This is a genomic window from Streptomyces sp. NPDC053076 (assembly GCF_044546845.1).
Taxonomy (GTDB): domain Bacteria; phylum Actinomycetota; class Actinomycetes; order Streptomycetales; family Streptomycetaceae; genus Streptomyces.
The window spans coordinates 931,349-952,231 of sequence record NZ_JBITZL010000001.1; the positions used below are offsets into that span (position 1 = coordinate 931,349).

Genomic DNA, 20,883 nt, shown 5'->3' on the forward strand with positions numbered 1-20,883 from the left:
GCCCGCGCCGCCACCGGAATGCGGACCGCGTGGTGTCCGGTGCGGCGGCCGTACGGGCCCCGTCAGCAGTTCACGGCCGGCCGTCGGGCGGCCGCAGCGGCGCTGGCCGCGGCCGGCGCGGCCGACCGGACCGTGCCCCGTGACCCCGACGGCCGGCCGTGCTTCCCGCCGGGCTTCGCCGGATCGATCTCCCACACCGACCGCTTGGCCGTCGCGGTGGTGGTTCCCGGTGCCGCGGCGGTCGGCGTCGACATCGAAAGCGCGGCCATCAGTCCTCGCGTCGCCAGGTTCGTCCTGAGCGGACGGGAGCGGCGCACGCTGCTCCCACCCGCCGGAGAATGCACGCCACGGGAACTCTTCTCAGCCAAGGAGGCAGCTTTCAAGGCGCTGTACGGCATCGGTACACAGGACCATTTCCTGTTCTGGAAGATCGAGCTCAGTCGCTCGGACGATGCGTTGATCGCGTCCTACCGCGGTGCGACGGTACCGGTGTGGATCCGCTCCGAGGAAGACATGTCGTTCGCCGTTGCGATCCAGCGGTGAACAAATTCAACAACCGTACGTGAAAGTGCCCGATTTCCTTGTCGGTTCGCTCGACGGCCGGCTCTTGCATGCGTGTTGACGCGACATACGAAATCGTGCGGATCGATGCTCATTCAGAGTGAGCGTGTATCAGGGTTCTGGGAGGAGAGACTCGTGGGCGATCTTGGGAACTGCGCGGCAATCGTGGGAGTGGGCTGTCGGCTACCGGGCGGGATCAACAGCCTGGACCAGCTGGGGGCGGCCCTGTTCGCCGGCCGTGACCTGGTGACGGAAGTGCCGCCGGACCGGTTCGATCCGGCGCTGTGGTGTGCCCCGGGCGAGCCCCGGCCGGGCCTGAGCTACACCAGCGCCGGGGGTTTCCTCCAGGACATCACCGGTTTCGACCCGGAATTCTTCGGGATCTCGCGCCGCGAGGCGGCCCAGATGGACCCGCAGCAGCGGCTGTTGCTGGAAATGACGGTCGAGGCGTTCGACCACGCCGGCATCGACCCGGCAGCGGTGAAGGGGCAGGACGGCGGCGTGTACGTCGGGACCTCCACGCGCGGGTACTGGGAGCTGATATCCGCGCGCCCCGAGGCGGTCGACGCCCATTCGCTGCAAGGCACCCTCACCTGCAACGCATCCAACCGGCTGTCCTTCCTCCTGGACTGGCGGGGACCGTCGTACTCGATCGACACGGCGTGCTCGTCGGCGCTGGTCGCCCTGCACCAGGCGGCCCGGGCGGTGACGAGCGGACAGGTACGGACGGCGATAGCCGCCGGTGTCGGCCTGCTGCTGAACCCCGTCGACTATCTCGGATTCGCCGAGGCATCCGTACTGTCGCCGACCGGACGCTGCCACGCGTTCTCGGAACTCGCCGACGGGTTCGTACGAGGCGAGGGCGGGGGCGTCGTCCTGCTCAAGCGGCTCGACGACGCGCTCGCGGACGGGGACCGGGTCCTGGCGGTCATCGCCGGCTCGGGCACCAACACCGACGGCCGGTCGGTGAACGTGATGAGCCAGCCGTCCCCGATCACCCAGCAGGCGCTCCTGGAGCAGGTGTACACGGAATCCGGCATCAGCCCCGAAGAGCTCGTCTACCTGGAATGCCACGGGACCGGCACCCCGGTCGGAGACCCGGTGGAATGCACCGCGCTCGGCGCCGCGCTCGGCGTGCACCGGGCCGCGGACCGCCCGCTCCCGATCGGGTCGGTGAAGACCAACGTCGGCCACCTCGAGTGCGCCTCCGGAATGGCCGGACTGCTCAAGACCCTGGTCGTCCTGCGTAGCGGCCGGATCCCCCGGTCCCTGCACGGCCGGCCGCACAACCCCGCCATCGACTTCGACGGGCTCGGACTCCTCCCCACGGACCAGGAGATCCCGATCGACCGGGGCCCGGGCCGTGCGGCGGTGGGGATCAACTCCTTCGGCATCGGCGGCGCGAACGCGCACGTCGTCCTCACCGAGCCGGCCACGGACCACACCGGCACCCGGCCGCCGACGGCCGGCCGGCGGCTGCCGGTGCTGGTCTCCGCGCGATCCCCGGAAGCGCTCGGCGAGGCCGCATGGGCGATGGCCGAGTACCTGGAGGACACCCCGGACGGTTTCTACGACGCCGCGTTCACCTCGGTGCGCCGGCGACAGCGCCACGAGCACACCGCGGTGGTGATCGCCGATGACGCGGCCGCCGCCGCCCAGGACCTGTACAGCATCTCCGCCGGGACGCTGCCCGAAGCCGCGGCCCGCTGCGAGGCGGCCGCGGCGGCAGGGACTCCCATCGGGTTCGTTTTCGCCGGCAACGGCTCCCAGTGGGCCGGCATGGGATCGGCACTGATGGGCGAAGGTGCCGGGGCCGATGCCGCCTTCACCGCCGCCGTGCAGGAAGCGGACACGTACCTGTCCCCGCTGCTCGGCTGGTCGGTGGCTGACGCGCTCGCTGAGGGCCAGTACGACCTGGCGCGCACGGAGATCGCCCAACCGCTGCTGTTCGCCGTCCAGGTGGGGCTGCTGGCCAGCTTGCGTGAGCGGGGTGTCACCCCGTCGACGGTCACCGGGCACAGCGTCGGGGAGATCGCCGCCGCCTACGCCGCAGGCATCCTCGGCATGGAGGCGGCCTGCCGGGTGGTGGCGATCCGCAGCGCCGCCCAGGGCCGCACCGCCGGCACCGGGATGATGGCCGCCGCCGCCGTCAGCCTCGCGGAAGCGGTCGAGCTGATCGCGTCGAGCGGGGCCGAGGTAGAGGTCAGCGCCATCAACTCGCCCACCGACGTCACACTCTCCGGTGACCGCGAGGCGCTGGAGGACATCGGCAAGATACTCGCCGACCGCGGCGTGTTCTTCCGCATGCTGCCGCTCGACTACGCCTTCCACAGCGCCAAGATGGACCCGATCCGGGCCCAGATCCTCGAGGAACTCGCCGACCTCGCGACCGATGACCCGAAGCTGCCCATGTTCTCCACGGTGACCGGCGCAGCCGTGCCGGACGGCCGGACGATGGACGCGGACTATTGGTGGCGCAACATCCGGGAGCCGGTCAAGATGGCCGAGGCCGTCGAGGCGATGACCACCGCCGGGGCCGGCGTGCTCGTCGAGATCGGCCCGCACCCCGTACTCGCCACCTACCTGCGCCGGATCTCCCAGGCGCCGGACAGCCCCTCCTTCATCGCGACCGAGACGATCCGGCGCGATCAGAAGCCGGACCTGGACGCCTATGCCGCGGCGGTACTCGCGGCCGGCGGCGCCGTCGACATGGAGACGTGGTTCGCCGCACCCGGCCGCGTCGCGGACCTGCCCGCCTACCCGTGGCAGCGGGAACGGCTGTGGGTCGGCGAACCGTCCTGGTGGGGGCACGGCCCCGGCGACGGCAAGCTCGTGCACCCGCTGCTCGGCGAGCGCGTGAGCGTCGCGGAACCGCAGTGGGAAGGAACGGTCGAAGTAGCGCGGGTGCCCTGGCTGAGCGAGCACCAGGTGGCCGGATCGATCGTCATGCCCGGCGCGGCTTTCGCCGAAATGGCCCTCACCGCGGGACCCGCCGCGATCCGCGACCACGCGATCCAGGTGACCGACCTGGCGGTGACGTCCGGCCTCACCATGCCCGCCCCCGGCGACCCCGCGCAGGTACACCTCAGCACCGCCGTGTCGGGTGACATGATCACGATCTCCTCGCGGCGGGACCGGCTCGGAGGCCCGGCCCAGCCGTGGCAGCAGCACGCCCGCGGCCGACTGCGCGCCGTCACGGGATCCAGCCCCCAGGCGCTCGACGTCGCGGCCATCCGCGGCCGCCTCGACGACGCGATGACCCTGAACCACGAGGAGTTCTACGCGATAAGCGACCGGGCGGGCACCGTCTACGGCCCCGGCTTCCGCGCCGTGACCGGAGCGTGGTTCCGCAGCGAGGTGGGCGGGACCGGCGAGCTTCTCGCCGAGTACACCATGCCCGCCGCACCCGCGGCCGAGATGACCGGACCCACCAGCCGTTACATCGCCCACCCCGTACTCCTCGACGTCGCGCTCCACGCCGGCGGCCCGCTGAACTCCTCCCTGCGCGACGGCTCGATGCTGTTCATGCCCGTCGAGTTCGGTGCGCTCACCGCTTGGTCACGGCCGCCCACGCGAGGCGTCGTGCACGTCGTCGCCCACTCCGAAACCGGACGGGAAGCCGTGTGGGACGTGACGCTGGCCGACCCGGACGGCACCGTCGCCATCACCATCAAGGACATGCGGCTCCGCCTGATCGAGGGCCGTCCGCAGCCCCCGCTGGGCATATGGGCGGCCACCTCGGAAGCGGCCGCCTTCACGGACGAGCCGGGCACGCGGCTCGCCACGGACAGCGCCGGCGCCCCGACGGCCTGGACGGTCCTGGCGGACCACGGTGGCCTGCCGTTCGCGCAGCAGCTCGCCGACACCCTCGACGCCGCGGCCCCCACGGCCGTCGCCCCCGGCGACACCGCCCGCTGGACGGACGCGGTCCAGCCGGACGCCGCCGACTCCGCGACCGCGGTGGCACTGGTGCTCGCCGACGACGGCGACGACCCCGTCGCGGCCGCGACGGACGCCGGGCAGATCCTCCGCGACCTGTCGCTCGCCTGGCAGCAGCGCCTCACCGACACCCCCGACGCACGGCTGGCGCTCTGGCTGATCACCGGCCCCTGCGGCGTCATGGCACACCCCGGAACGGACGGCGCCGGCAGCATGGCGGCGGCCTCGGCATGGGGCACGGCACGGACCATCACCAACGAGGTACCCGGCATCACCATCCGCCGGATCGCCGTCGAACCCTCCTTCAGCCCGGCGCTGAGCGACCGCGTCGCCGCGGTCCTCACCGCCGACACCGGCCAGGAGGACGAGTTCGCCGTCCTCCCGGACGAGGTGCGCGTGCCGCGCGTCGCCCCCGTGCCGGCGTCCACAGGCGAGGCCACCCCGCCGCGCACCCGGCCCGTGAACCAGGCGACGGCCCTGCAGGTGCGCACGATCGCGCTGACACCGCAGTTCGGACCCGCCGCGATCCCGATGCCCGAACCCGGCCCGGGCCAGGTCGTCATCGAGGTCAAGGCGGCCGCCCTGAACTACAAGGACGTCATGCTGGCCACCGGCCTGATGCCCATCGAGCCCATGCAGGCCGACTGGCGCGCAGGCGTCAACGCCGGTCCGCTGATCGGCCAGGAATGCGCCGGCGTGGTCGCCAAGACCGGCCCCGGCGTCACCGGCCTGAGCGTCGGCCAGGCCGTCATGGCCGTCGGCTGCGGCTCTCTGGCCAGCCACGTCATGGCCGAGGCGGCGGTCACCGTCCCCATTCCCGAGGGCATGGACTTCGAGCACGCCGCCACCATGCCGCTGGTCTACGCGACTGCCCACTACAGCCTCAACGTGCTTGCCGGCATGTCCGCCGGCGAGACCCTGCTCCTGCCCGGCGGCGCCGGCGGCGTCGGCCTGGCCGCCCTGAACCTGGCACGCCTGGCCGGCGTGCGCGTCATCGCCCTCGCCAGCACACCCGAGAAGCGCCAACTCCTCCTGGACCGCGGCGCCGAGCACGCGCTCGACTCACGCTCCGGGGACTTCCCCGACCAGGTCCGGGAAATCACCGGCGGACGGGGCGTGGACATCGTCCTCAACTCCCTGACCGGAACGGCCGCCGTGGCCTGCCTGGAACTGCTCGCCCCCGACGGACGCTTCGTCGAGCTCGGCAAGCGGGACCTGTACGGCGATGCCGGACTGCGGCTGCGCCCCTTCCTGAACACCCTGTCCTACTTCGCCGTCGACCTGGCCCAGCTCATCGACCGGCGTCCCGAGCGGGCCGGGGAGGTCCTGAACGACATCGCCCGGCTGGCCGGACAGGGACGTATCGAACCGCTGCCCCATACCGTCTACCCAGCGGCCCGCTTCGATGACGCGTTCAACCGGCTCAAGCGGTCCGAGCACATCGGCAAGCTCGTCATCGACACCACCGGCATCGCCGCCCAGCGCGTGACATTCGACTCCGAGGGCGTGTACCTCGTCACCGGCGGAACCGCCGGCTTCGGCGCCGCCACCGCATCCTGGCTCGTCGACCACGGCGCCGGGCAGGTCATCGTCACCGGACGCCGCAAGCCCGCTCAGGGGCCGGACCGCGCCGGCATCACCTTCATGGCCGCCGACGTCACCGACAGGGCTGCCATGACCCGGGTCGTCGAGCACGCCCGGACCTGCGCGCCGGGCGGACTGCGCGGAGTGTTCCACTGCGCGGCCCGCTACGACGACGGGCCCGTCGAGGAGCTGACCCGCGACCGCTATGAAGGCGTGCTCGCCCCGAAGGTCGCCGGCGCCCGCCTCCTCGACGAGCTGACCAGCGACTGCGACCTCGACCACTTCGTCCTCTACTCCTCCATCTCCGCCCTGCTCGGCAACCGGCTCCAGGCGTCCTATGCCGCAGCCAACCTGGGCCTGGAGACCCTGGCCCGCCAGCGCCGCGACCGAGGCCAGGCAGCACTCGCCGTCGGCTGGGGAGCCATCGCCGGCACCGGCGTCGTCGTCCGCGACAACCTCTCCGAATCCATGACCGGGCTCGGGCTGGTGCCGATCTCCACGGCCGAAGCCCTCGACTCCCTGGGCCGGCTCCTGATCGCGGACGCGCCGCACAGCGCGGTGATCGCACGCGTCGACTGGGAGCGAGCCGGCCTCATGTTCCCGGCCGGCGCCGCCGCACGGTTCTCCCATCTCATCACCTCGGCATCCGGGCAGCAGGACCGGTCCGGCGTGAGCCTGCGCGAGCAGCTGCAGGCGAGCGAGGCAGCCGACGCGGAGAAACTGGCCACCCAGGCGCTCACCGAGGTCATCGCGGCCATCCTGCGGACCGATCCAGAACGCCTCTCACCCTCGGTACCGCTGAACCGCCTCGGACTCGACTCGATTCTGGCGACGGAGCTCGGCGTCACCCTGCGACGCCAACTCGACCTCGACATCCCCACCCTGGAAATCCTCGCCAGCCAAGGCATACGCGATCTGGCCAACCGCGCCATGGCCGCCGCGGGGGTCAGCCACGCCAAGGAGCAGCACTCGTGAACGACTGGATCGTCCCCATCGCATCCGACCCGGACGCGCCAGTATGTGTGATCGGCCTGCCACACCCCGGCGGCGGTCCCAACTTCTACGCGCCCTGGGCCGGCGTCAGCGGCGTCGAGATCCTCGCCGTCCAGCCACCAGGACGCGAGGCCCGCACCGCCGAGCTGCCCATCACCGACCTGCCCCGCCTGGTCAGGCAGACCGCGAACGCGATCGCGGGGATCTGCGAGCGCCGCCCGACGGCACTGTTCGGGCACTCGGGCGGCGGCCGCTACGCCTTCGAGGTCTGCCGGGCCCTGGAACGCGCCAACCGTGGCCCCGCACTGCTGTGCCCCTCGGGGATCTCGGCGCCGGACCACACGTACTGGACCAGCACCGCGGAGACGCTGCTCACCGATCCCGTCACCGCCTATCTGATGCTCGGCGGTGAGGCTCTGCCCGGACAGATCGAACAGGACCAGGCCACCGTCGACTCCTTCATCTCCCTGATCCGCGCCGACGCCCGTCTGTACACGGGGCTCGGGATCCAGCCGCCCGTCCCGCTGCGGTGCGCCGTCGCCGCCTTCGCCGGCGACGACGACGCCATCGCCGACCCCAAGGACATGGCGGGATGGCAGAAGTGGACAGCCGGCCCGGAAGCCTTCACGCTGCACCGCTACCCGGGCGACCACTTCTACATCCGGCACCACTTCCAGGAGGTCCTGGATGACCTGCTCAACGACCTGACACGCACGGCAAGTCCCGCCAGGACCGCCCAGCCCACGGCCCTGTCGCACATCGGTGGGAGCGCAGGGTGACGCCGTCCGGGGAGGATGCGGTGGCGTAGGAGGGTCAAGCCGCGCCCACGGCGTGCACGCCCACGGCGTGCACGCTCTGGCGCGGCCTGCCCGTACATGTACCGCGCGATCGCCGTGGTCTCGGTGTTGACGTCGTCGGTTCCGCTGTCGTGGCAGCGGAGCGTCAAGACCGTGACCACGGCGTGCCGGTCCGCCGGTCCGCCGGCCGGGCCGGCGGGTGCGGTCACCTCGCTCGGCGGGGCTCGCCCTTCTTGGCGAACGCGTGGGCGGGTGCGGCCGCAGCGGTGAGCGCACGCCGGTCGACCTTCCCGTTCGCCGTGACGGGCATCCGGTCGACGACCGCCCACAGCGACGGCACCATGAACGACGGGAACCGTTCGGCCAGGCGGTCTCTGAGGTCGACCGGTGTGGCGGCCGTCCCCAGGGCGAGCCGGACGGCGGCGAGCAGCCGCTTGTCGGAGGTGGCGCCGTCGGTGACGGTCACGAGGGAATCCTCGACCTCCGCAAGGCCGTTCAGCGCGTCGCTGATCGCGGTGAGCTCGATGCGGTAGCCGCGGACCTTGACCTGGTGGTCGGCCCGCCCGAGGAAGCGGATGCGGCCGGCCGCGTCGATACGGACCAGGTCGCCCGTACGGTAGATGCGCTCCGGGACGTCGGGGGAGAGGAAACCGAAGCAGCGGTCGGTCTCCTCCTTGTCGCCCACGTAGCCCACCGCGAGCCCTTCGCCCCCCGTGTACAGCTCGCCGACCGCCCCGGGCGGCAGCAGTCTCGCCCGCCGGTCCAGGATGTACACCCGGGTCCCGGGAAGGGGGCCGCCGATCGGCAGCGGGCCGTCGACGTCTCCCGGCTCCCGGACCGAATAGAACGTCGTGAAGGTCGTGTTCTCGGTCGGGCCGTAGCCGTTGGTGACGGTCAGGCCCGGGTTGTCCGCGAGGACCCGTGCGACGTGTTCGTGGGGGACCACGTCCCCACCGCTCAACAGCTGGCGCAGCGTACCCAGCGAGGCCGGCGCGAACTCCTGGACGAGCCGGAAGAGACCGGCCGTCAGCCAGGCCACGGTCACCTCGCGCTCCGCGATGAACGCGCCGAGCTCGCCCGGCGACAGCAGCCCCGGCGGGCACACCTCGAGCGTCGCCCCGGACAGCAGCGCGCCCCAGAGCTCGAACGTCGAGGCGTCGAAGGCCAGTGACGACAGGCGGAGCACGCGGTCACCCGGACCGGGCATGAGGTGGTCGGGGCCGTGGACCAGCCGGATGACTCCGCGATGCGGGATCGCCACCCCCTTCGGCTCGCCGGTCGAGCCCGACGTGAAGGCGATGTAGGCCAGCCGATCGGGATCGGGCGGGGCGGGTGGCACGTATTCCCCGCCGGGGACCCGGTCCGGCTGCCAGGGGCCGACCACGGGCAGCCCGTGCCGGGCCATGCTCTCGGCGTCGTCGTCGGCGACGATGGCGGCGGTCGGCGCCGCCTTGGCCACGATCCTCGCGGTGTGCGCGGCAGGCTGGGCGAGATCGACGCCGACGTACGTACCGCCCGCCCAGAGCGTGCCCAGGACGGCCACCGCCTCCGCCACCGACCGCTGGATCCCGATCAGCACGGCATCGCCGTGCCGGACGCCGGCGGCACGCAGGCGCCGTGCCTGCTCGGCCGCGGCATCGGCGAGTTCGCGGTAGGTCAGCGCCGCCTCCGCGTCGCGTACGGCCACCGCCGCGGGGCGGCGGACCGCCTCGGCGCGGAAGAGCTCGTCCAGGGAGGAGGCGGGGAAGACACCGTCCGTCTCGTTGATCCTTGCGAGGATCTTCGACCCGGCGGGGGAGATGCACCGGACGTCCGCCAGCCTGACGTGGTCATCGGCCACCGCTTCGGCGAGCTGCTCCACCGCGGCCACGTAGCCGAGGACGAAGCTGCGCGCCTCGTCCTCGCTCCACAGGCTCGTCGCGTACTCGGCGTGGCCGGCGTAGGACGGCTCGTCCTGGCCGAACCGGACGCTGAGGTCGAAGCGTGATCCGCCGCCCTCCACCTCCTTGACCGGGACGCGCGCGGTGCCGGTCCCGGCCGTCCCCGGGACGGACGGGCCCTGAGTGCCGAAGGACGTTCGGACCAGCGGATGCGTCGGGCCGGACCGCTCGACGCCCAGCCGTTCCAGGATCCGTGGGAACGGAACGCCGTCCGCGTTCAGGCTCCAGGCCAGCGACTCGTGGACGGCGTGGACGAACGCGCCCGGTGTGCGGCCGTCGTCGATGTCGATGCGGACCGGGAGGAGATCGCCGAGGGGCGAGGGGACGCCCACCAGCAGCGTGTCGGCTCCGGTCAGCCGCCCCAGGGTCAGGCCGAACGCGGCGAGGAGGAAGGCGGTCGGAGTCACGCCCAAGGCCCGGGACCGCTCCCGCACGGCCGTCGTCGTCTCACCGGAGAGTGCGACGGGAAGCCGTTCGACGGACGTGTCGTGGCGGTGGGGGCGTGGCGTGTCGGACGGAATCTCGAGGACCTCCGGCACCCCGGTCAGCCGATCCGCCCACGACTCCAGGAGGCGTATCCGCTCCTCGGCGAGAGTCTCCGTCTCCGGGTCGCCCTCTTCGGCGAAGCCGACGACGGCCACGTCGGGCGGCCCCGGGAGATCCTCAGGGGCCATCGAGGGACTCCTCGAGCTGCGCGCGCTTCATCCGGGCGAGCAGATCCGCCTGACCGCGGACGGTGTCGGCATCGATGACGTCGATCGTCTTGAGTTTCAGCCCGCCGATCTTCGAGAGGCGCTCGACGAGAACGAACAGCAGATGCGAATCGCCTCCGCAGTCGAAAAATCCGAGGTCATCGCTGTCCGGTTCGAAGTTGAGGATTTCCTGCCACGCCGAACGTACGAGACCGAGGAGGTCGGACGGATCGCGGGGCTCCTGGCCCGCGGACGGCGAGCGGGTCGAGTCTTCCATGATGCGCACCTTTTTCGATTTTCAAACGACTGGCCACGATATCGGCGGGCGCGGTACCGGCGCGACATGAGAATCACACCGGCTGCCGTGAATTCCGCACGCCCCGGGCGCTGCGCTCTTCCCGTTGTCGTGATCGCAAAATAGATTCGCGAAACGTGTTTTCCGTCCCGTCGGCCGAGTACGTGGGAGAATCGCGATGCCTTTGGACCGTCTACTCCGGCACCTGATCGCCTGGCAGAGCATCGACGGCCCCCCGGTCCCGGACCGCGAGTTGACGATCCAGCAGGCCCGCGAGCGGTATCGGGTGAACGCGGTACGCCGGCGTGAGGACCAGGACGGTTCCGGCCCGGCCGTGACCTCGACCGACCGGCTCATCGACGGTCCGGACGGGGCGGCGCTCGGGGTCAGGGTCTACACCCCGGAGTCGGCCGGGCGGCGGGTCATCACCTTTCTGCACGGTGGTGGATGGGCGCTGGGAGACCTCGACAGCCACGACTGGGTCTGCCGGGCCATGGCGGCGTCGCTGGGCGCGGTCGTGGTCTCGGTCGACTACCGGCGGGCGCCGGAGTTCCCCTATCCCACGCCCCTGCGCGACGCCGTCGCCGCGGCCCGGTGGACGGCCCGGTCCTTCCCCGGCCGGACGCACGTGATCGCGGGTGACAGTGCCGGTGCCCATCTGTCCCTGGGCGTCGTCCTCCAGGCGCGCGACGTCCGCTTCGCCGCGCAACTGCTGATCTACCCCCCGGTGGACCCGAGTCTGGTCATCGCCTCGGTCAGTGAGCGCGGCAAGGACTACCTCCTGAGCGTCGAGGACATGGCCTGGAACTACGAGCAGTACGTCCCCGATCCGCTACGGCGCTCCGACCCCGCAGTCGACCTGCTGAAGGCGGACTTCCGGGGCCTGCCTCCGACGGTCATCGCCACCGCGGAGTACGACCCGCTCCATGACGAGGGCGTGGAACTGGCCGCGAGGATGCGCGCCGCGGGAGTCGCCGTACGTCATGTACCGGGGGAGGGGCTGGTCCACGGCTACTTCCTGATGCAGAGCATCGTGCCGGCGGCGGCCGAGTGCGCCCAGCGGGTCATCCGGGAACTGGACACGCTGCTGCGCTCGGAATGCGATGAACCGGCCGGTGGCGTACGGAGCGTCTAGGTGTGCCGTGCGCGGACGTCGAGGAGAGGGCCGGCCGGACCTCAGCCGGCCTCCCGCCTCTCGCCCGGCCTCCCGCCTCTCGCCCGGCCTCCCGCCTCTCGCCCGGCCTCCCGCCTCTCGCCCGGCCGGCCCCCACCGACGGCCAGGGGAGCCGCCGAGCACTCCTAGGGAGTGGTCTGGCGCACCGCTTCCTCCGGCGACGGCAGGGTCGCCTGGAGCCGGCAGAGCCCGTCGACGAAGACGTTCAGCCCGTAGTCGAACCGTACCGCCGGGTCCGTGCCCGCCAGTGAGTCGAGTGCCGCCGCGTACTGCGGTGACACCTTGACGTTGAGCCGCTGGGTGCGGATCCGCCAGTCGTGGTCGGGCGGCAACCGCAACTGGGCCTGCTCCTCGATGGTGTGGCCGAGCACGTAGTAGAAGAGGGCGAAGCTCATCCAGCCCGCCTGGGCCGGTGGCAGGCCGGCCCCGCAGAGCACCTGGACGGCCATGTCCGAGCCGATGATGGTGTTGGCTCCGGGCGCGAACGTGCCGGCCACCACGCGAGCGCCGTCGCGATGGCTGAGCAGGGCGGCGCGGAGCCGGTTGCCCAGGATCTGGATCTTCTCGGGCCAGGTGACGTCGGGCAGGGGGTCCCCGATGCCCTCGACGATCTTGTCGGCCACGGCGTCGAGCAGGGCCTCTTTGTTGGGGAAGTGCCGGTAGAGAGCGCCACCTTGCACGTTGAGTGCTGCGCCGAGCTTGCGCATCGTGAGCTGGTCGAGGCCCTCCGCGTCGAGGAAGCGCAGCGCTTCCTCGACAACGTCGGCTTTGCGCAGTGGCATTGCGTCTCCCTTGATTGACATCCTCCGGGCGACATCGTAACGTGAACAGCGTTCACGTGAACGCTGTTCACATGAACCTGCTTCACTCGTGGTCAGTCACTGAGGAGACTCCATGTCCGAGACCCGAGTCGCGTCAGCTCCCCCTGTTCTTCGGCCGAATCTGCCACTCGGCGTCGTCGTGGCCATGTCCTGTCTCGCCCTGTTCATGGTCGTGCTGGACGCCACCATCGTCACCGTGGCTCTTCCGGACATGCAAGCCGGGCTGGACATGTCGACCGATCAGCAACAGTGGGTGGTCAGCGGCTACTTGATCACCTTAGGAGGCTTCCTGCTCCTGGCGGCCAGGGTCGGTGATCTCTTCGGACACAAACGGGTGTTCCTGTTCGGCGCGGTCGTGTTCACCGTCGCCAGCCTGATCGGCGGCCTGGCGTCCGACTCCGTCGTGCTGATCGTGGCCCGGATCGCCCAGGGCGCCGGCGCCTCGGCGTTGACCCCCGCCAGTCTGAGTCTCATCACCGCCAGCCACACCGACGAACGCGAACGCGAGCGGGCCCTGGCGCTGTGGAGCATGATGGGCGGGATCGCGGGCCTGGCCGGTGTGGTCCTCGGCGGGGTCCTCACCGCCGAACTGAGCTGGCGCTGGGTCCTCTTCGTCAACGTTCCCCCCGGCCTCGCGCTGTTCGTCGCAGGCGCGCTGTTCCTGCTTCCTTCCGCCGGCGCGGAGCGTACCCGGCTCGACCTGCCCGGTGCCCTCTGCGTCACCCTCGGGGTCGGGGCGCTCACCTACGGGCTCTCGGAGGCATCCAACGAGGGCTGGGGGTCACCGCAGACCGTGGTGCCGCTGATCGCGGCCGCGGTCCTCATCGCCGCCTTCCTGGTGGCCGAAGCCAGGGGCTCCCGCCCACTCATCCCGCTCGAACTGCTCCGGCCCCGGACGCTGCGGATCGCGAACCTGCTCATGTTCTGCCTGGGCGTGACACTGACCGCCCTGCTCTTCTTCCTCTCGCTGTACTGCCAGCAGGTTCTGGGCTACAGCGCGTTGCGCACCGGCATGGCCATGCTGCCCGTCACCGTCATCTTCATCGTCGGCGGCATCACCTCCCGTCAGCTCGTCCCCGTGGTGGGACCCCGGCCCATGCTGGTGGCCGGCGGCCTCATCGCCGCCGTGGGGATCGCCTGGGTCGCCACCATCCCCACCCACTCCGCCTACGTGACGCACATCCTCCTGCCCAACCTGGTCGGCGGGTTCGGCGTCAGCATCATGCTGCTCGCCGTCACCATCAGCGGCACCGCCGGTGTGGAGCCCAAGAACGCCGGAGCTGCCTCCGGGCTGCTCAACACGTCCCGTCAGATCGGCGGAGCCGTCGGTCTCGCCGTGCTCGTGAACGTCGCGTCCAGCGTGACCTCTCACGCCGGCCACGACAGGGGCCGCCTCGACGCGCTCGTCCAGGGCTACCGTGTCGCGTTCCTCGTGAACGGGGGGATCATGCTCCTCGCCGCGCTGGCCGCTCTCGCGCTGCCGACGATGGCGGCGGCCAAGGAGAAAGCCGCTGAGCCGTTCGACGGCCAGGCGGCGACCACGCGGCCGTGATCCAGCGTGCTATTTGCTGATTCGCTGCTTGAAATGGGCTGGGCACGATTACGTGCCCGGCCCGCTCTGTTGTGATCAAGCCGGCCGCCGGCGAGCCGGGAAACGCCGGAACCGGGCCCGTAACCGGTAATTGAAGTAGCAACAGAGCGCGAGTGTATACCGGATACGAGGCAAGCGCGGCGCATGCGGGGATCGGAGTTTTCCCACCTTCAAGATCCGCATGCGCCGCGCTCGTTGTCTCGCCTTCTGTGGCGGCCGCAGGGCACCGGCTCAGCCCGCAACTCGCTGACATTCGGCGACAAATGTCAGAGAGTTGCGGGCTGACCCCGTGTCGGCCCGCCAGGCGGCCCGAAGGTGAGCTGCACTGCTTTCACCTGACGTTCACCCGGCCGCAAGGACGATGGCTGCGCCTTGGGCGCACCGTCGGTCGCGACGATCTTCACGGAAAAAGGGGTTCCGCATAAAGGACTGCCGGCGTCCGCTTTTGATACCGTCGCCCCGGCGCGCGGGAATTTCCGGATCTCCGTCGATGCGCCCCCGCTCCGCCGACCACCTTGCCGCGTCCCTCCGCATGTGCAAGGTCCGGTCCGGACCCCCGGGGAGAGGCGCGCTGGGGGGTCGAGTTCACCTGGTTCGACTATGCAAAGAGCGAGCCGAGTCGGAGACGAGCGACGTCCCGCACTCCGTTCGCCGCCGGTGGGCGGCAGGTCTGAATTCCATCCGCCGCCGATGATCCATTTATGCTGATGATCTCACCGAGGCGACCGGCCGGTGAGTCAAGAAGCGTGCGCTAATCGGACGCGGTAATTCCAGCTGTGCGGTTCTCCAATCCGGCTGAATTCCGGCATTTCAGCGGACGCCCCAGCTGAGACAACCTTTGGCCTAAACCTCTTGACCCGAAACATCTTGACTGACTATCTTCGACCGCTGTCGGCCTCAAAACGGGGGAGGTTGAGCACAGTGGACTTGTCGAGCGCCGACCTACGGCGTATGGCAAGGCTAAGCCGCTATCACATGGCCAGGCCGTTTCAGCAAGCGGTCGGACCGACTTCCAGCGGGTTTCTGCCAGCCGTACGAATGGAACGGACGCACCGCCGGTCGATCCACTTCCGCACCTCGCGGTTCACCAAGGCACTGGGGTTTCACCGCGCCGGTGCCGGCAGATCGCTCGAATCGCCGGTTCCCGAGTGCACACGTCAGCCGGGCCTGGGACGGCCTCCGTCGGTTGCGGGCCGCCGGCCGGGCACGTCCGGCGCGGCCGCGGGCCGGCCTCCGGTGTTTGCGATGTTCGCCCATGGCCGGAAGTCCACCGCCGCCGCCGCTTTGGCGACCACGGCGCCGTGGTGGATCGCCCGCCTGCCCTCCGGGGCGCGGACGGCCGAGGCGGTCCTCACGGCGGTGGGCGGCGACAGGCGCGACCCGGGCAGTGCCGAGGGGGCCGACACCGTGCTGGACGCGCCGATCCCTGACTGAACCACCGACGCGACATCCGGGCGGAAGTGTTCTCCTCTACCAGCGAGCTGTTTCTCATTCCAGGGGGAAATCGATGGGCATCCGAGTGATGGTATCCGACGATTTATTGCTGTCCCGAAACGCGCTCGCCGCATTGATCGAAAAGCGTGAGGAGATCCGGGTGGTCGGGGCCGTCGGCGGCGACACCGATGCGCTGGAGTTCGCCGAAATTCATCGGCCCGACATCGCGATAATCAGCTTCGACGGCGCGGACGGCAGTGCGATCAGCGTCGCCGAGAAGATCTCGAGCCTGCCGGAGTGCCGGAGTCTGGTCCTGGCCGAGAGCTTCACCCGATCGATCATCCGCCAGGCGTTCTCGGGCGGGGTCGACGGCATGCTGCAGCGAAGCGTGTCGCCCAGCTGGTTCTTCGAGGCCCTGCACCGGGTGTATCAGGGCGAACGCGTCTTCGACGCGGACCTCACGGTCGCGGCCCTGGCCAACGCCGGCTGCCCGCTGACCGCGCGCCAGCTCTCGGTGCTCGAACGCCTCTCCTACGGAGACACGATCGTCGAGATCGCGACACGACTGCACCTGTCCGAGGGGACCGTGCGCAACTATCTCTCATCCCTGGTGTCGAAACTCGGTGCCCGCAATCGCATCGACGCGCTGCGGATCGCCAGAGACGCGCATTGGCTCTGAACACTGCCGGTTTCATCGACCAATTGGGGGATGGTAATGAACGTGGAAGTGGTGACGGCCGACGTTGTCGGCGATATCGCCCTTGTGTTAGGGGCGTCAATTCTGCTCGGCGCCCTTGCGCGCCGATTCGGGCAGCCGACCGTGGTCGGTCAGATCGCCGCGGGCATCATTCTCGGACCGAGCCTGCTCGGCAGGCTCCCGGGCGATCCGACGGATCACCTCTTCAAGCACGAGGCCGTACCCTTCATCTCCGTCATCGCCCAGATCGCCGTCGTGATCTTCATGTTCGGCGTGGGCTACGAGATCGACCTCAGGTCCGTCCGCAGCCGCCGCAGGGCGGTCTCACTGATCTCCGCCGGCGCGATCCTCATCCCGCTGGTGCTGGGCTCGGGCATCGCCCTGGTGGTGCAGCACCTGGCCACTTTCGACGGCGGGCACACCGACGGCCGTTCCTTCGTGCTCTTCTTCGGCGTGGCGACGTCGATCACGGCACTGCCGGTGCTCGCGGCCATCGTCCGGGAACGCGGACTCGCCGGGTCCCCGGTGGGCAACATCGCCACGGCGTCCGCCGGGCTCATGGACGTGTCCGCCTGGCTCATCCTCGCGGCCGCCCTCATCGGTACCGATGCGCCCATGAGCAGGCCCTGGCTGGAGACGGTACTGCTGCTCACCGGCTTCGTCGCTCTGATGCTCCTGGTGGTACGGCCCGTGCTGAACTGGTGGGTCCAGCGCCCGGGCACCGTGTTGTCCAGCGAAGTTCCGGTCGCGTTCGTGCTCGCGGCGGCGGGAGCATGGGCCACCGCTTCCCTCGGTCTGCACCCGATCTTCGGAGCCTTCGTCGCCGGCCTCGTCATGCCCAAACCGGAGGGCGCACCGGACGCGGACGTGCTGCGCTCGATGGAACAGGCCGGCGGGCTGCTGCTGCCCTTGTTCTTCGTCGTCACCGGGCTGACGATCAACATCGGTGCGATGAACGGTGCCGACGTGGCCCTGCTCGCCGTGATCCTCCTGTTCGGCACCGGCGGGAAGATCCTCGCGGGTTACGCGATGGCGCGGCTCGGCGGTCTCGACACCCGGCAGTCGGCCATGATCGGCGCGCTGGTGAACACCCGGGGTCTGACCGAACTCATCGCGCTCAACGTGGGGTTGAGCGCGGGCATCATCGACGAGCGGCTGTTCACGATCCTCGTCCTCATGGCCTTGATCACGACCGCCATGACCGGGCCGCTCCTCATCGCGATCGACCGCAGGTACAAGGTGGTGCCGGTGCTGAGCGACCCCTACCCCGCATCGGCCCCCGGATCGCGGGACTAGTCCTGAACTCTCACACACGATCGCCTGCATTCGTCGGGTGCTGATTCAGTCCTGTCCCTGTGTCGCGAGATGGTGAGAAGTGATGGAAAAGCTGGTCGAACGGGATGTGGAAGAAAAGACGCTGGCCCAGGTCTACAGCGAATGTTCGCGAGGCCGATGTCGTATGGTCGCCATCGGCGGCCCCCTCGCGAGCGGGAAGACCGCCCTGCTGGACTCCTTCGCACGCGACGCCACGGCAGCGGGCGCCACGGTCATCAAGGCCACCGCGTCGAGGTTCGAGCGCTACCAGCCGCTGGGGATCTTAGACCAGCTCCTCCGGGGGAACCGGCTCTTCCTGCACAGCGCGGGCCTCCAGGACGGCGCGCTGGCGGAGAGCGGTGTCGAGGCGGGAGCGCACAGCGAGATCTCCCCGCCGATTCTCGGTCTGCTGCAAGGGGCCTTCCAGCACCTGACCAACAGCCCGCCGCTGATCGTATGCATCGACGATGCGCACTTCATGGACGTCGAGTCGCTCCAGTACCTCCTCGCCCTCATGCGCCGGATGGGCCACGCGCCGATGTCGATCGTCCTGACCTACTGCCCGGACATGGGCCGGGACAGCGTGCGGCGCATCCTCCAGGCAGAGATCCTCCGGATGCCGGACTGCACCCAGCTGGACCTCGAGCCGCTCTCGGAGACGGGAGTCGCGACGGTACTCGAGGAGTATTTCAAGCTGGAAACGGCCGGCCGGATGGCGTCCGAGAGCAGGCAACTCTGCGGCGGCCGGCCGCTGCTCGTGCATGCTCTGGCCGAGGACTGCATCGGCAGGATGCTGGAGTCGGCCGCACAGCGGCGGCCCGTGGCCGGTCCGGCCTTCGGCCGCGCCGTCCTGAGCTGCCTGTACCGGGCCGAGCCCGTCGTGCTCGAGATCGCGCAGGCGATGGCCACACTGGGGGAGTTCCGGTCGGCCGCCGCCGTCGCGCGCCTGTGCGGCATGGACCCGGAATCCGTCGGGCGGGTCGTCACGTCCCCCGGTGTCGGCGGACTGCTGGAGCCCGACCTGCTCGGGCAGCCGAGCGTGCGTGAGGCCGTGCTCGGCAGCATCCCGCAGAAAGAGCGCCACGCCATGCGGTCCCGCGCTGCCCGTCTGCTGCACCAAGAGGGCGCCCCCGCCCTCGTGACGGCCGAACACCTGATGCGCATCGACGAAGCGATCCCCTGGGCGCAGCAGGTGCTGTGCGAAGCCGCGGACCAGGCTCTCGGCGGCGGAGACCATGACAGGGCCATCAGCTACCTCGAAAGAGCGCACCGTGAGTGCCCGCAGGGGCGGGAAAGGATCGACATCGCCGCGAAACTCGCCGACGTCGTATGGCGGCACAACCCGGCCGCGGTGAAGAGCTACCTGCCCGACCTGGTCGCGGCCGCCGAGCGTGGCGAGCTCTCCGTCCGCCAGCTGGTCCCCGTGGTGCGAAGCCTGCTCTGGAACGGCCAGGTGGAGCAGGTGACGCACATGATGGCGCGCCTGCGCCACGGTTCGCGCGCGCAGGACGGCGAGGACGCCGTCCGGTACGCCGAGCAGCTGCGCCTGTGGCTGCCGCTCACCTACCCGGGAATCGCACCCACCTCGGGATTCGAGGACGGGCCCCCGCTGGACGACGGCGCCGGCACTCCCGAGCACCGGGCCGCGGGGGCACTCGGCGCGGTCCTCCGGGGCGGTGGCGAGGAGGGTGCCGTCCCCGCCGCGGAACGCGTCCTCCGGGAGGCCCTGGCCGGAGCGGCGAGCCCGGCGTCATCGCTCGCCGCACTCATGGTCCTGATCTATACCGACCATCTCGACAAGGCAGCGGTGTGGTGCGACGCCCTCCTGGCCTCCCTGGGGGAGACGTGCGGGCTCGTCTGGAACGCCCTGTTCACCTCGGCGCGCGCTGAGATCCACTACCGCCTCGGCGATCTGCGGAGCGCCAGGCGGCAGGCGAACGCCGCGCTCGCGCTGATGCCGCGCGAGAGCTGGGGAGCGGCCATCGTCGTCCCGCTTTCGCTCCTCATCCTCACCACCACGGCGATGGGGAACCTGGGAGAGGCTGAAAGTTACCTCGACCTGCCCGTGCCCAGCGCCGCCTTCGGAACCCTGGGCGGCGTGATCTACCTCGACGCCCGGGGCCACTTCCATCTCGCGCGCGGCCGCTACGACGCCGCTCTCCAGGACTTCCTGGCGGCCGGACACCTCATGAAGCTCTGGGCGGCCGACTGCCCGTCCGTGGTGGCCTGGCGCGTCAACGCCGCCCGCGCCTATCTCCACAAGGGTCTCGTGACGCAGGCGAGGGAACTCCTGACGGAACACATGTCACTGCTCCCCTCGGGTCACCCGCGCACCCGCGGCCTGACCTACCGCGCCCTGGCATCCACCCTCCGCCTGGAGGAGCGTCCGCCGGTACTGCTGAAGGCGGCGAACACCCTCGACCGCTGCGGCGACTCACTGAACCTGGCGCACACGCTCGCCGACCTGGGGCACGCCTACGAGTCACTGGGCGACTCCGGGCAGGCCCGCCGCCATACCCACAAGGCGAGGGCACTGGCGGACCGATGCGGCGCGGCACCCGTGCCGGAACCGCCGGCAGCGGCGGCCAGGGAGAGGGCGGGGGCGGAGCACCTCGGCGCGGCCGATCTGCCCGCCCCCCAACTCAGCTCGGCGGAGTGGCGAGTGGTGGAACTGGCCGCCCGAGGCTCCACGAACGAGCAGATCGCCCGGAAACTGTTCATCACGGTCAGCACCGTCGAACAACACCTCACCCGCGCCTACCGGAAACTCGGCATCCGCCGCCGCACCCAACTCCCGTCCTGTCTGTCCGAACTCGTCCCATGACCGCTGGGACCCTTCGGCCACCATCCGCTGACGGTGCCGGCCGACCACGGCCGCTGAGCGCCCCGGAGGGCCTGAGGCCCGCCGCCACCCGGACGACGGGCCTCGCCCGGTCCGGAGGGCCGCCGCCACCCGGACGACGGACCTCCTCCGGTCCGAAGGCCGTGCGCTGCGCCTCGGCCGGGATGAGCGCCCAGGCGTGCCGTGGGGCGGGTGATGTGGGGGAGGTG

At 70.6% G+C, this 20,883-nt stretch carries 12 protein-coding genes; 9 read left to right on the forward strand and 3 right to left on the reverse strand.

Annotated features, from left to right (window positions below; translation table 11 throughout):
- Positions 1–39: 39 nt before the first annotated feature.
- The 3 genes from ACIGYR_RS03675 (at position 40) to ACIGYR_RS03685 (ending at position 7,856) form a co-directional block, all read left to right on the forward strand.
- Complete coding sequence (locus ACIGYR_RS03675) at positions 40–543, forward strand: 4'-phosphopantetheinyl transferase superfamily protein (protein ID WP_391838066.1); 504 nt, start codon at positions 40–42, stop codon at positions 541–543.
- 153 nt (positions 544–696) lie between these two features.
- Positions 697–7,059 (forward strand): type I polyketide synthase, encoded by a 6,363-nt coding sequence (locus ACIGYR_RS03680; RefSeq protein WP_399602599.1) that lies wholly within the window; start codon positions 697–699, stop codon positions 7,057–7,059.
- A complete protein-coding gene (locus tag ACIGYR_RS03685; RefSeq protein WP_391838062.1) occupies positions 7,056–7,856 on the forward strand; it encodes a thioesterase II family protein in 801 nt (266 codons plus the stop codon). Before ACIGYR_RS03680 ends, ACIGYR_RS03685 begins: the two co-directional genes overlap by 4 nt.
- A gap of 223 nt (positions 7,857–8,079) precedes the next feature.
- Here the strand turns inward: ACIGYR_RS03685 and ACIGYR_RS03690 are convergent, their stop codons facing one another.
- The gene (locus ACIGYR_RS03690) at positions 8,080–10,488 is read right to left on the reverse strand and encodes an amino acid adenylation domain-containing protein (RefSeq protein ID WP_399602601.1); all 2,409 of its coding nucleotides are present in this window, start codon (positions 10,486–10,488) and stop codon (positions 8,080–8,082) included.
- The gene (locus ACIGYR_RS03695; RefSeq protein WP_391838058.1) at positions 10,478–10,783 is read right to left on the reverse strand and encodes an acyl carrier protein; all 306 of its coding nucleotides are present in this window, start codon (positions 10,781–10,783) and stop codon (positions 10,478–10,480) included. Before ACIGYR_RS03695 ends, ACIGYR_RS03690 begins: the two co-directional genes overlap by 11 nt.
- Before the next feature lie 196 nt (positions 10,784–10,979).
- On the opposite strand from ACIGYR_RS03695, the gene ACIGYR_RS03700 reads away from it, so the two are divergent.
- Entirely contained in the window at positions 10,980–11,936 is a 957-nt protein-coding gene (locus ACIGYR_RS03700; protein ID WP_391838056.1) for an alpha/beta hydrolase, read from the forward strand.
- 164 nt (positions 11,937–12,100) lie between these two features.
- Here ACIGYR_RS03700 and ACIGYR_RS03705 read toward each other — a convergent pair whose 3' ends face one another.
- Positions 12,101–12,757: a TetR/AcrR family transcriptional regulator C-terminal domain-containing protein gene (locus tag ACIGYR_RS03705; protein ID WP_391838054.1), complete on the reverse strand. Its 657-nt coding sequence runs from the start codon at positions 12,755–12,757 to the stop codon at positions 12,101–12,103.
- A 112-nt stretch (positions 12,758–12,869) separates the two neighbouring features.
- Between ACIGYR_RS03705 and ACIGYR_RS03710 the strand changes: the two genes are divergently transcribed.
- The 5 genes from ACIGYR_RS03710 to ACIGYR_RS03730 all read left to right on the forward strand — a co-directional run bounded on the left by ACIGYR_RS03710 (position 12,870) and on the right by ACIGYR_RS03730 (position 20,656).
- Positions 12,870–14,348, forward strand: coding sequence for an MFS transporter (locus ACIGYR_RS03710; RefSeq protein ID WP_399602607.1), 1,479 nt, complete (start codon positions 12,870–12,872; stop codon positions 14,346–14,348).
- Between the two features lie 1,284 nt (positions 14,349–15,632).
- Positions 15,633–15,821 (forward strand): hypothetical protein, encoded by a 189-nt coding sequence (locus tag ACIGYR_RS03715; RefSeq protein WP_399602609.1) that lies wholly within the window; start codon positions 15,633–15,635, stop codon positions 15,819–15,821.
- Between the two features lie 73 nt (positions 15,822–15,894).
- Positions 15,895–16,500 (forward strand): response regulator transcription factor, encoded by a 606-nt coding sequence (locus ACIGYR_RS03720; protein ID WP_391838049.1) that lies wholly within the window; start codon positions 15,895–15,897, stop codon positions 16,498–16,500.
- A 36-nt stretch (positions 16,501–16,536) separates the two neighbouring features.
- The gene (locus ACIGYR_RS03725) at positions 16,537–17,814 is read left to right on the forward strand and encodes a cation:proton antiporter (protein ID WP_399602612.1); all 1,278 of its coding nucleotides are present in this window, start codon (positions 16,537–16,539) and stop codon (positions 17,812–17,814) included.
- A gap of 82 nt (positions 17,815–17,896) precedes the next feature.
- Positions 17,897–20,656 (forward strand): AAA family ATPase, encoded by a 2,760-nt coding sequence (locus tag ACIGYR_RS03730; protein WP_399602613.1) that lies wholly within the window; start codon positions 17,897–17,899, stop codon positions 20,654–20,656.
- The last annotated feature ends 227 nt before the right edge of the window (positions 20,657–20,883 follow it).